The sequence below is a fragment of the Marixanthomonas ophiurae genome (genome assembly GCF_003413745.1).
In the GTDB taxonomy this organism is placed as follows: domain Bacteria; phylum Bacteroidota; class Bacteroidia; order Flavobacteriales; family Flavobacteriaceae; genus Marixanthomonas; species Marixanthomonas ophiurae.
Genome location: NZ_QVID01000001.1, coordinates 1,160,525 through 1,173,003 on the forward strand (window position 1 = coordinate 1,160,525; position 12,479 = coordinate 1,173,003).

The 12,479-nt window shown below is 36.6% G+C and carries 12 protein-coding genes; 7 read left to right on the forward strand and 5 right to left on the reverse strand.

Going from position 1 to position 12,479, the window contains the following annotated elements:
• Positions 1 to 90: 90 nt before the first annotated feature.
• A complete protein-coding gene (locus DZ858_RS05340) occupies positions 91 to 1,032 on the reverse strand; it encodes a ribose-phosphate pyrophosphokinase (RefSeq protein ID WP_117158476.1) in 942 nt (313 codons plus the stop codon).
• A 233-nt stretch (positions 1,033 to 1,265) separates the two neighbouring features.
• Here DZ858_RS05340 and DZ858_RS05345 point away from each other — a divergent pair, with 233 nt between their 5' ends.
• The 5 genes from DZ858_RS05345 to DZ858_RS05365 all read left to right on the forward strand — a co-directional run bounded on the left by DZ858_RS05345 (position 1,266) and on the right by DZ858_RS05365 (position 4,641).
• The gene (locus DZ858_RS05345; RefSeq protein ID WP_117158478.1) at positions 1,266 to 2,030 is read left to right on the forward strand and encodes an exodeoxyribonuclease III; all 765 of its coding nucleotides are present in this window, start codon (positions 1,266 to 1,268) and stop codon (positions 2,028 to 2,030) included.
• 29 nt (positions 2,031 to 2,059) lie between these two features.
• The gene (locus tag DZ858_RS05350) at positions 2,060 to 2,443 is read left to right on the forward strand and encodes a DUF2255 family protein (RefSeq protein WP_117158480.1); all 384 of its coding nucleotides are present in this window, start codon (positions 2,060 to 2,062) and stop codon (positions 2,441 to 2,443) included.
• A 1-nt stretch (position 2,444) separates the two neighbouring features.
• Positions 2,445 to 3,407 carry an OmpA/MotB family protein gene (locus DZ858_RS05355; RefSeq protein WP_117159528.1) on the forward strand — a complete coding sequence of 321 codons (963 nt, stop codon included), beginning with the start codon at positions 2,445 to 2,447 and terminating at the stop codon, positions 3,405 to 3,407.
• An 81-nt stretch (positions 3,408 to 3,488) separates the two neighbouring features.
• A complete protein-coding gene (locus DZ858_RS05360; protein WP_147309573.1) occupies positions 3,489 to 4,046 on the forward strand; it encodes a hypothetical protein in 558 nt (185 codons plus the stop codon).
• Positions 4,047 to 4,146: 100 nt separating this feature from the next.
• Positions 4,147 to 4,641, forward strand: a complete 495-nt coding sequence (locus DZ858_RS05365) for a DinB family protein (protein WP_117158483.1) — start codon at positions 4,147 to 4,149, stop codon at positions 4,639 to 4,641.
• On the opposite strand, the gene DZ858_RS05370 is transcribed toward DZ858_RS05365, so the two are convergent.
• From DZ858_RS05370 to radA, 3 genes are all read right to left on the reverse strand, one after another.
• Positions 4,638 to 6,002: an acyl-CoA dehydrogenase family protein gene (locus DZ858_RS05370; protein WP_117158485.1), complete on the reverse strand. Its 1,365-nt coding sequence runs from the start codon at positions 6,000 to 6,002 to the stop codon at positions 4,638 to 4,640. The genes DZ858_RS05365 and DZ858_RS05370 overlap by 4 nt on opposite strands.
• A gap of 66 nt (positions 6,003 to 6,068) precedes the next feature.
• On the reverse strand, positions 6,069 to 7,199 hold the full coding sequence (locus tag DZ858_RS05375) for a M23 family metallopeptidase (RefSeq protein WP_117158487.1): 1,131 nt from the start codon (positions 7,197 to 7,199) through the stop codon (positions 6,069 to 6,071).
• A 35-nt stretch (positions 7,200 to 7,234) separates the two neighbouring features.
• Positions 7,235 to 8,596, reverse strand: a complete 1,362-nt coding sequence (gene radA / locus DZ858_RS05380) for a DNA repair protein RadA (RefSeq protein WP_117158489.1) — start codon at positions 8,594 to 8,596, stop codon at positions 7,235 to 7,237.
• A 47-nt stretch (positions 8,597 to 8,643) separates the two neighbouring features.
• On the opposite strand from radA, the gene DZ858_RS05385 reads away from it, so the two are divergent.
• The gene (locus DZ858_RS05385) at positions 8,644 to 10,656 is read left to right on the forward strand and encodes a tetratricopeptide repeat-containing sensor histidine kinase (protein WP_158548352.1); all 2,013 of its coding nucleotides are present in this window, start codon (positions 8,644 to 8,646) and stop codon (positions 10,654 to 10,656) included.
• 1 nt (position 10,657) lies between these two features.
• Positions 10,658 to 11,305: a response regulator transcription factor gene (locus DZ858_RS05390; protein WP_117158493.1), complete on the forward strand. Its 648-nt coding sequence runs from the start codon at positions 10,658 to 10,660 to the stop codon at positions 11,303 to 11,305.
• On the opposite strand, the gene DZ858_RS05395 is transcribed toward DZ858_RS05390, so the two are convergent.
• The gene (locus tag DZ858_RS05395) at positions 11,302 to 12,450 is read right to left on the reverse strand and encodes an alpha/beta hydrolase (RefSeq protein WP_117158495.1); all 1,149 of its coding nucleotides are present in this window, start codon (positions 12,448 to 12,450) and stop codon (positions 11,302 to 11,304) included. The two genes, DZ858_RS05390 and DZ858_RS05395, sit on opposite strands and share 4 nt — an antisense overlap.
• Positions 12,451 to 12,479 lie beyond the last annotated feature (29 nt).

The following is a 12,479-nucleotide window of genomic DNA, read 5'->3' on the forward strand; positions in this document are numbered from 1 at the left end:
AATTTTGGAGTGCAAAGATGCAGTTTTTTTCTTTGTACTGAAAATAAAAAAGCGGTTATTTTATCGCTTTTCTGTCTGTATTGTTGAGGGTTACATTAAAAACTTAGAACTAATGCTTTTATTGTGGTTTACACTTAGCATGACGTCAGCAAATAGGTTAGCGCAGGTTAACACTTTTACTTTTTTACTTTCTTGACTTAACGGAATGGAATCTGTAACAATCAACTCTTCCAGTTTCGATTTTTCAATACGTTCGTAAGCATTGCCTGAAAGGATTGGATGCGTACAAATTGCACGTACACTCAAGGCTCCACGTTCCATCATAAGGTCAGCAGCTTTGGTTAAAGTTCCTGCGGTATCAACCATATCATCAACCAACACCACATTTTTGCCTTTTACATCGCCAATGAGTTCCATATGTGAAATAACGTTTGCTTTTTCACGCTGTTTATAACAAATTACAACATCGCTATCCAATGCTTTGGAATAGGCATATGCTCTTTTACTACCACCCATATCTGGGGAAGCTATTGTTAAGTTATCTAAGTTTAACTTTCGTAAATGCGGTAAAAAGATTGTAGAAGCAAAAAGATGATCTACTGGTCTTTCAAAAAAACCTTGAATTTGGTCGGCGTGCAAATCCATGGTGATTATTCTTGTAGCTCCTGCTGTTTCTAGCATTTTAGCTACTAATTTTGCAGCAATAGGAACACGCGGCTTGTCTTTTCTATCTTGCCGAGCCCATCCAAAATAAGGCAACACAGCTGTAATATGCCTTGCCGAAGCTCTCTTTGCAGCATCGAGCATTAACAGCATTTCCATTAAGTGGTCACTGTTTGGGTGGGTGGAACCAATTATAAACACACGGCTTCCGCGAACAGACTCTTCAAAGGAAGGTTGAAATTCACCATCGCTGTAAGTAGACGTTATTATTTTACCGAGCGAAATACCAAATGCTTTGGCAATATTGCCAGCAAGGGTTTCACTTTGTTTACATGCAAAAATTTTGGGCTCTGGAATGGGAACGGACATGGTTTCTGTTTTGAAATTGGTTGTGTGCAAATGTAAAAATTTATTGTTTAGCTGATTGAGAATAGACCATAGAAATATAGTAATTTTAAAAACTTCTTTTATTTCTAAATTAAACGTATTAAGATGGTAAAGATTTAGAAGTAGAGTTGCTTAAAGCGTTTTAGATTTTTAACTTGCCTTTCATAAACTAATTGATAACCTATAAAAAGATCTCTGCCTTTGCAGCGAATATTATGAAAATTATTTCCTACAATGTAAACGGCATTCGAGCTGCCATTAGAAAAGGATTTTTAGATTGGATAAAGAGTGCTAACCCCGATGTTATCTGTATTCAAGAAACCAAAGCGATGAAAGAGCAGGTTGATACCGATGCGATTTCCGAAGCCGGTTATCCGTATCAATATTGGTATAGCGCCCAAAAAAAAGGATATAGCGGTGTTGCTATATTTTCAAAAACAGAGCCTAACAATGTAGCCTACGGGACAGGCGTAGATTATATGGATCACGAAGGACGAAACATTCGGGTAGATTTTGACGACCTTTCGGTGATGAGTCTCTACTTACCCAGCGGAACAAACATCGCCCGTTTGGAGCATAAATTGGGTTATATGGATGACTTTCAAATTTATATTAATCAATTAAAGCAAGAAATACCTAATTTAGTTATTTGTGGTGATTATAATATTTGTCACGAAGCGGTTGATATTCACGATCCGGTTCGGAATAAAAACGTTTCTGGATTTCTACCGGTAGAACGGGAGTGGATAGGCAATTTTATGGATAGTGGATTTATAGATTCGTTCCGTCATTTCAACAAAGAACCACATAATTATACTTGGTGGAGCTATCGTGCCAATGCTCGCAATAATAATAAAGGATGGCGTATCGATTATAATATGGTGGCAAGACCATTACAAGAAAACCTGAAAAGAGCCGTTATATTACCCGAGGCCAAACACAGTGACCATTGTCCCTTGTTAGTTGAGCTCGAATTTTAATTTTTTCTGAAATACCAACAAACAACGGCATGAGTTTTCCTAACGATTTCTACGCACATTTAAAAAATCATAATTACACCGAAATTAAAGGTGGAATAGAAAGAAAGAACTTTTTAGAAATATGGGTCGTTGCAGTTGATAATCGCATTTTTGCAAGAAGTTGGAATAAAAGTGCAAAAAGTTGGTTTACTGCTTTTATAGAAACAGGTGTTGGGCAATTAAAATACGGTGAAAAAATAATTAATGTTGAAGGTGAGAAACTCGATAAAACGAATAAAATCCAACAGTCGATTAACGAAGCTTATCTTTCAAGATACAATCAAAAAGAAAATATTTATTACTCAGAAGGCATCACAAAACCTGAATATTTAGACTATACAATGGAGTTTTTCTTCTCAAAAAATGATAATTAATATGAAACGAATTATTCAAGTTTTCTTCTTCGGAATTCTAATCGTATCGGTAACTACTTCGTGCGTATCATCAAAAATCTATGACGATTTAAAAGACCGTTATGCGGCTTTAAAATCTGAAAACGAATCGTTAATGAATCAATTGGACAATACTTCATCAAATGGAGAAGTGTATTCCGTTGCTCAGTTGCGGGAAGAAATTGAAAAATTAAAAGCCGAAAACACGCGTTTGGCGATGGATTTGGCTGCTTCAGAAAAAAGCTTAGCCCGTTTACAAGAATCTTATGATGCGTTGGAAGCAAATAGCTCATCGGCCTTGACTGAAAACTTAGAACGTAACCGAAAGCTATTAACGCAGTTAGAAGAAAAAGAACGAGCGTTGGCTGCGGAAAGCCAGCGATTAAATAAACTACAAAAAGACTTAGCTGCCAGATCACAACGTGTAGATGAACTGGAAGGCATCATCGCTGCAAAAGATGCAAAAATGAAAGCCTTAAAAGATGCTATCTCTGCTGCCTTAACCAATTTTGAAGGCAACGGCCTTACAGTAGAACAGCGGAACGGAAAAGTCTATGTTTCCATGGAAAACAAGTTGTTGTTTGAAAGCGGAAGCTGGGCGGTAAATTCACGTGGGAGACAAGCGGTGGTTCAGCTAGGAAATGTACTAGCTCAAAACCCCGAAATAGCCGTGTTAATTGAAGGGCATACCGACAATGTACCATACGGTGGTAATGGCCCTTTAAAAAATAACTGGGATCTTTCCACCAAACGAGCGACTGCAATTGTAACTATTTTGACTGAAAATGCTTTAATACCAAAAGATAACCTCACCGCTGCAGGGCGAGGGGAATACGCACCCATCGCAACAAACGCAACTTCTGAAGGGAAAGCAAAAAACCGTAGAATTGAAGTAATTTTAACTCCAAAACTGGATGAAATTTCTAAGTTGCTGAATGATATTTAATAGTATTCGAGTTTTACTAATATGTTGTAAGTAATTAACAAATAGCTTTATTACACCATTAGCGTTTATTTAGAAAAGAATATGAGTAGATTTAAACACATAAATTCTCTATCCTCTGCAATATTTTTGGCCTTGACAATAGTTCTAATTTTGATAGAAATTATTGCTTCCAAAATGGCATTTCAGAATTTTGGCGAAGTAACATCTGGATTTTATAAAATTTTGATATTCACAAACATTCTTCCGATTTTACTTTTCCTCTTTAATTTTAAAAAGACAGCATTAATAACTTTAATATTAATCGGACTAATTATCGTACCTGAAAATCTAACATTAAATAATAGGTTAGTAAAACTTAAAGAAGAAAGTTCAAATATTATTCTGTTTGCCTACCAAAATAAAATCAATAATGGATCTTTTCCAAAAAACATAAATGAATACAAATTTAAATACCCTGAATTAAAAGAACATATAAATTATACCCAAAAAATTATTAATCATAGTGAGGATAAAGAATATATAAAAGACCATTTTGGTTTAATTTATCACGTTGGAACGAGAAATACGTCACATATGTTAATGAAATCTGATTATTTTGATAATAGCGGATATATACAATGGTATTATTATCCAGACTGAAAAACACTCGAAAGCAATAAACAACTGTTAACAACCTATTCTTGACTAAAGAGAACCTTGAAAAAGAAAAATTACTAGATCATTCAACTAAAAAGAAAAAATGAATAAAAGGTACATCGACTACGCTAACTATAACATTTGGGCAAACAATAGATTGGCAAACGATTTATTAAAACAAAATGATGAATTGTTACATAAAGAATTGGTAGCGAGTTTCCCGACTATTCGTGCCACAGTTTCACATATTTGGATTGCAGAAAAAGGCTGGCTTTCCCGTTTAGAAAAGAATGACTGGGACGTATCTGATGTTCTAAATTTCTCAGGAAACAACAAGCAGCTGTTTGATTCTTGGCGTGCTACTTCCGAGGATTTTAAAAAATTTGTAGAAAAAGCAGATTTAGAAAGAGAAATTAAATTTGAACATAAAGGAGAGCACTTTTCAATCCCTACACGTGAAATAATTCAGACCGTTTTTAATCACGGAAGCTTTCATCGTGGACAAGTTGTGATGATGATGCGACAGCTAGGAATTTCAGATATATCGCAGACAGATTATATTGAATGGGTTCGAGAAAAAGAGAGAGCCAATTTTTAACTAACAAATGCACTATAACCAGTAATTGCTCTACCCACAATAAGTGAATTAATTTCTTTCGTACCTTCATAGCTGTAAATCGCTTCAGCATCTGCTACAAAACGAGCAACATCGTGCTCTAATAAAATACCGTTTCCGCCCATTACTTCGCGAGCTCGGCTTACGACGTCTCGGGTTCGCATACTACAAAACACTTTAGCAAGTGATGCGTGTTCGTCAGTTAATAAGTCTTCATCTTGTAATTCAGACAGTCGGAAACACAATGTTTGCATCGCAGTTAAGTTAGAAACCATTTCCACCAAATGATTTTGTATCAATTGAAACGAAGCAATAGGACGACCAAACTGCTCGCGTTTTTTAGTGTATTTTAAAGCACTTTCATACGCACCTCTAGCACAACCTACAGCCTGCCAAGCAACGGCAGCACGTGTCATTTTCAGCACTTGTGCCGTATCTTTAAATGATTCACATTTTTGTAATCGATCACTTTCCGGAACACGACAATCTTTCATCGTTATCAAAGCATTTTGAACCGTACGAAGGGCCATTTTGTTTTCCATTTTCTCAGCTTTAAAACCAGGGTTTCCTTTTCTAACTAAAAACCCTTTAACGCGATCACTTTCTTCGTCTCTTGCCCAAATAATAATCACATCGGCAAACGTGGCATTTCCAATCCACTTTTTTTGTCCGTTAAGAACCCACTCATCACCTTCTTGTCTACACGTAGTGCCCAAACCACCGGCAACCGCCGACCCTACATCAGGTTCGGTTAAACCAAAGGCACCAATTTTTTCCATGCGCTGCATTTTAGGGAGCCATTCTTGTTTTTGTTCTTCACTTCCACATACGTAAATAGAACCCATCGCCAGACCACTGTGTACACCAAAGAACGTTGAGATAGATACATCAACACGGGCTAATTCCATGGCGATAATTCCTTCCATTAAAAAGCTTTGTTCGTCTGGACCAATGCCTTCATAGGCAATTCCGCAGATGTCTAATTCGGCCATTTTTGGGATTATTTCAAAAGGAAATTCGGCTTTGTTCCAATATTCGTTAGCAATTGGCTTCACTTCCTTTTCCATAAAATGCCGCACTTTTAACTGAATTTCGCGCTGACGTTCGGTTAATTTTAAACTTAGATTATAAAAATCACCATCGATGGGCGGTAAATTGTGCTGTCCTTTTTTGCCTTGACTTTTCAGCATCTTCATCAATCCTTTTAATTGACGATCATCCAATTGGCCAACCGCAGTCATTACTTCGGGTAAATCTACTTTTTGAGATAATTTCCCTAGGGCATCAAGATCTACATCTTTTAACAACGATATGGTTTGTTTAATTTTTGAAAAGAAAGACATGCTGTATTTTTTAAGATTGAATCTTAAAGATACCCTGTCTGTTTTAGTTTCGAGCCTAAAGAAGTGTTAATTTGAAGAAGTGGGTTTCAATAACGATTGATGAATAAAGCCTTTTAACGAATTGTTTTTCTGAATGTGATACCAACTGTTATTCTTTCCAAGAATTGAAACCGAATCGTTTTTTTGCAAACTAGCTATTTGCTGAAATTTGGTTGATGAACCTAATCGCAATTTGGCATTATTGCGGGTTACTGTTCCGAAGAGATTTGTATTGGCATTTTTAACTTCAGGAATTTCTTGCTTTTTAATAAACGGTAACGGGTTGATAGCTCCCGAATAGCCTTTATAAATTCCGAAGTGTAAATGTGGTGCCGTGGTTTTTGCGTTTCCGGTATTCCCTACAAACCCCAATGTGTCGCCTCTTTTTACACGTTTTCCACTGGAAGTTGCAATACTATCTAAATGTGCGTAATAAACAGAACTACCAAAAAGTCCATCGCGCAGCCAAACCTGTTTGCCACCTAAACCGCGGTTGCCGGTAGATGAAATGCGGCCATCGGTTACTGCTAAAATAGGTGTTCCTCGTTCGGCAAAAATATCCACCCCTTCGTGTGAACGTTTTCCGCCATCTCGTGTGGCACCCCAATAACTTTGGATGTTTTTGTTTGTGGCACCGCTTACTGGAAAACCATAGGTGGGAACAGAATAAATTTTAAAAGAAAAAGAAGTGTTTGCAGCTAATTCTGGTTGAATGATAAGTTTTATCGTTTCATTTTTAGTGCTTTCATACGTTACCGATGCTGTGCTTGGCTCGTTACTTAGTTTTGGCTTTTGTTGAAATATAGAATCGTTTTTTTTCTGAAATAAATCGATAAATACAGATAATGAATCGGTTTCTAGCTCAGTAGAAATCACCAGCTTTTCTCCTTCTTGAACAAAAACCAAATAACTATAAACTAGATGATTTTCGGAATTGAAAACTCCCGTTTCAGTATACGGAAGTTCAATTTTTAAACTGTCGTTGAATGCTCGATTATAAGCAGCTTTCCAAGAAGTAAATTGTAGGTTTTCATCATCAAAATCACGTTCGTACACTTCTCTGGCGGTAGGTTGTGTAACGACATCGGTTGCTTTTTGTATTTGTTTACATCCTAATAATACAAGGAATGTTGCAATAGCGAATATTTTTATTTTCATAGCTACCTGATACTGTGCAGAAACTGTACCAAAAATTAGCCAAACAGATGTCGAACCACATCGTGTACCTTCGCCACTTTTATAATGTTGATGGTGAACTTTTGTTTTGGAAATTTGCAGTGTTTAGACACAATAATACTGCCAAAACCTAACTTTTCCGCTTCCAGAATACGTTGTTCTACTCGGGTTACGGGACGTACTTCGCCTGCCAGACCAACTTCGGCAGCAAAACATAAGGATTTATCAATTGCTACATCGATGTTTGAAGAAAGTACTGCGGCAACAACCGCTAAATCGATGGCTGGGTCGTCTACCGAAATCCCGCCAGTGACATTTAAAAATACATCTTTAGCGCCCAGTTTAAAGCCAGCGCGTTTTTCCAGAACGGCTAGTAGCATGTTCAATCGTTTCGAATTATAACCAGTTGCGCTTCGTTGTGGAGTTCCGTAGACGGCAGAACTTACCAAAGCTTGTATTTCAATCATCAACGGACGCATGCCTTCTAGTGTTGCGGAGATAGCTGTTCCGCTGAGGTCTTCTTGGTTTTTAGAAATTAATATTTCCGAAGGATTAGAGACTTCTCTAAGTCCGCTGCCTTGCATTTCGTAAATCCCTAATTCGTTTGTACTTCCGAAGCGATTTTTTTGAGCACGCAGTATTCGGTACACGTGGTTTCGGTCGCCTTCAAACTGAAGCACAGTATCGACCATATGTTCCAAAATTTTTGGACCAGCAATATTGCCATCTTTGGTAATATGACCAATTAAAATTACAGGCGTAGCTGTTTCCTTAGCAAACTTTATAAGCTCGGTAGTGGTTTCCCGTATTTGCGAAATACTTCCGGCACTGCTCTCAATTTGGTCTGTATGTAGGGTTTGAATGGAATCGATCACCACAATATCGGGTTCGGTTTCTTCAATATTTCGGAAGATATTTTGTGTTTTTGTTTCGGTAAGAATGTAGCAATTTTCTGAAACCGGTTGTATGCGTTCGGCACGCATTTTAATTTGTTGCGCGCTTTCTTCCCCTGAAACATAGAGTGTTTTGTAGGGTAGTTGCAAGGCTACTTGAAGCATTAACGTACTTTTCCCAATACCAGGTTCACCGCCCAATAACGTTAGAGAGCCAGGAACCAATCCGCCACCCAACACGCGGTTAAGCTCGTTGTTTTTTGTATTCATTCTCGCTTCTGAAACATTAGATATTTCAGAAATACGTAAGGGCTTTGCTGCTCTTTTTGCGTTTGCTGAAGCCGGTTTCCAAGTTACCTTTTCAGCTTTTTGAATAACTTCTTCGGCGATGGTATTCCATTCGCCACAAGACGTACATTTGCCTTGCCATTTTGAATATTGTGCGCCGCAGTTTTGACAGAAAAAAGTGGTTTTGGTTTTTGCCATAATCTTTTGCTAAAATAAGTATATTTACACAAGTAATGGCATTCCCCATGAAACAACTTTTACTTCTCACATTTTATACTTTCAGCTTATTCGTTTCAGCTCAAGAAACCGATGCAAAGATAAATGTACTTACCCAAAAAATAAACACTTCAGAAAAAGGAAAAAAATTGAAGTTGATGGAGAGTTTGTCCAACTATATTTATTTTGAAACCAATCGTGATCCTGATTCAATTTTAGCAGAAACTATCGATTTTGCTCTACAAGTAGATTCATTAAATGTTGCCATCTATCAGCTTTCAAACTGGATGGATTATTTAAATAACAGAAAAACAAACCCTGAAAAAGCCTTGCGGAAATATAAAAATTATAGTAAACAGGCTTTTTTGCTTCAAAACAATAAGACAAAAGCAAAATTGTATTTAAATATAGGCGATAGTTACTATTACTTAAAAGAATATGAAAAGGCCATTGAATATTATGATACTACAGAGGTTTTTGCAAAATGTGCAGAAGAAAAAAAATTGTTGGGTCTTGCAATGATGTATAAGGCGGGAACGCAAAGTCAAATGGGGCGTTTTGCCGAAAGCTCACAAGGCTTACAAGAATCAATTAGAATATTTAGACAATCAAAAGATACTTTCAATATAATAAGTGCAAAAAACTCACTCTCCATATTATATAGCCAAAACGGGTTTTTTAACGAAGCCAAAAAAGAACGTGACGAAGCAATTAATTTGGCAAAAGGAATTAATAGCAGAACACATTTAATTTCATTTTATGTTAATGCGGCAACCGATGCCAAAAAACAAAACCATACAAAAAGCAGGATTGAAAATTTGCTATTGGCTAAAAAAATATCGGATAATTCTTCTCATTCAGGCTTTTACAATTCAATTTTGTGTTCACATCTTAGTATTGCTTATGCACAGCAAGACAGCATTGATCTTGCAGAAAAATATTTACAGAAACTGGAAGAAATATTAAAAACAAATGAAAGCCAACAAAACAAAGTAGGTTATATTGAGGCTTTAAAAAACGTTTGGTTTGCGAAAAAAAATTATTCTAAAGCGTTGCAATACGGGAAAGAGCACTTAGAGATTACCAGGAAAACTTCCGATTTTGAAAATGTTATGAATGCCGAAAAATTTTTAGTTGATGTCTATGAAGCACAGAATAATAACTCTCAAGCATATCAACATTTTAAAGTGTATGAAAGGATAAAAGATTCTATTTCAAACGTTCAAAAGGTTAAAGGGTTAAGCTATTTTCAAACCTTGTATGAAACTGAAAAAAGGGATTCACAAATAGAAGTGCAGCAAAGTGACATTGCGTTGCTTGATGCCGAAAATAGGCTCAAAAACCAGTGGTTGCTTTTTGGTGGGTTGGGAATGTTGGGTTTGTTTGGTGGAGTATTGTTGGTGCGCTCTCGATCTGCAGTCAAAAAACGACAGAAACTTCAGGAACGGTTTTCACAAGATTTAATAAAAGCACAAGAAGAAGAGCGAACTCGTGTAGCCCGGGAGCTTCACGATAGTGTGGGGCAAAAATTGATGTTGCTCACCAAGAGAACCAAAACAGCAGGCGATGCTGATATGGAATCGTTAGCAGGGAATACACTGGAAGAACTTAGAAGCATTTCAAGAGGCCTCCATCCGGCAACCCTTGAAAAGTTAGGTGTCACCAAAGCCATTGAAACGATGATAAACGAGGTTGATGCGAATACGAATATTTTCTTCACCAATGAGATTGAGAACATCGATGGTGATTTAAACCAAGATCAGGCGTTACATTTGTACCGTATAATACAAGAAGTACTCAATAATATGGTAAAACATGCCGAAGCTAAAGCAGCTTCGGTAAGCATACATAGAAAAGGAAAAACCATTGAAGCACTTATTAAAGATAATGGTAATGGTTTTGAGTATTCAGAAAAACTGAATAGCGGTGAAAGCTTAGGTATGAAAACCCTGTTAGAACGCGCCAAAATAATTCAATCTAAACTAACCATACAAAGTGCACATTTAAAAGGTACGTCTATTTTATTGCAAATTCCTACTTAATATGAACGATAAAAACTTTACAATAGTAATTGCAGATGATCATCCTATGTTGTTGAGCGGACTTAATGAAGAGTTAACTCGTAACGGATATAATGTGATTGGCCAGGCTAATAATGGTAACAAAGCGTTGAGTTTAATTTTACAATTAAAACCTAACATTGCCTTGCTAGATATTGATATGCCCTTGATGACTGGACTGGAGGTTATTAAGGCTGCTAAAGACAACAATTGTGAAACTAAGTTTATAATTCTTTCCTTTCATCGCGAACCTGAATATGTAGTACAAGCTAAGGCTCTTCAAATTGATGGATATTTGCTAAAAGAAGACTCCTTTAAAGAAATTGGCGATTGTATGGAGTCTGTGCTTAACGGGCGGGAATATTTCAGTGAATCTTTTGATAATGATTCTTTAAATACCGCTTCAGAAGAAATGAAAAAACTTAAAACATTAACCCCTTCTGAAATTACCATACTTAAATTAATAGCGTCGCAAAAAAATACAATGGAAATTGCAGATGAACTTTGTGTATCTACACGAACCGTAGAAAAACATAGAAGCAATATTATTGATAAACTTTTAATTGAAAAAGGTACCAACGCCCTTACCAACTGGGCATTGATTAATCGTGTGGTTATTAGTGAAATTTAATAACCAAAGTCTGCTTTTATTTTATCGGCACGATCCAATAACATATCTACCGTTATAAAATCGGTTTCTTCTTTATCAAAACCTCCTTGAAAGGTTCGCATGGCCTTTTTAGATTCGCCTGTCTCTTCATAATAACGACCTAGGTAATAGTCGCTCATGTTTTTATCTGGATATTGTTTTTTTGCCATCGTGCCAATTTCTCGAAGTGACTCCCATTGCTTCAATTTTTCGGCAGCTGTAGCAGTTGCAATAAAATCATTTACCCTAATAGGATTTGTCAGGCCAAACAGCGTTTCAATTGTATTGTACTTTTCTTTAAGGTATTCGTCCACTGGACTTTCCATTTTTAAAAGAACCTCATTATATTCTTTTTTACTAATAGGGCGGTAAACAGAAAATATTTTTTCTAAGGCGTTAGGAATTCCCCGGCTTACAAGGGAATAATGGGTAGCACCATCAAAATTATCAAAATAATATTCAAAATTGTCTTTTTCTATTTTTTGTAAAGGTTCGTTAAGTAATTTTGTAACGTCCATCAATGATTTAATATCGTCAGTTCCCGTAGCCAAATAATAAAAAATCTTAGATTCTATTTCAGGAATCCGTTGAGGTATGCGCTCGTCTAGCAACGGAGCTAAATCTGGACTTAAGCTAATGTACCCATTAAAAAGCGGCGGGTCTTTAAAAAGATAGTAATTAATAAAGTTTGCAGTGAAATCGTGACCTACAGCGATGGTAAATTTTGCCGTACGGTAATTATTATCTATATAAGGTAACAGCTCAAGGCCAATAAATTCAAAAAAATCGGCGCCTTTTTCAGCAGGAAAAAAATTAGTGTCATCATAGTTACAGTCATCATAGCGCGACTCGCCTTGCATAACGCCTACAACAATACTTTCTGGCATATCTTCCCAATAGCTAAGGTAATCCACGTTTCCGGCAACAGGCTCAAATAGATAATCGGCATCGAGTACAATGACAATCGGATACACTTTTTCGGAATTTGCGTCGTAATTTCGGGGAAGTTGTATTTTTAACTTTCGGGTTTCCTGTAGTTTTTCGGAGTTGAATTCTTCATAAAGAATTTGTGCGGAAGTTGAAATGGTTACTAAGCAACAAAGGACGAGGAATATTATTTTTTTCATGCAGGTTACGTTTTAGGATGGGAAAGATA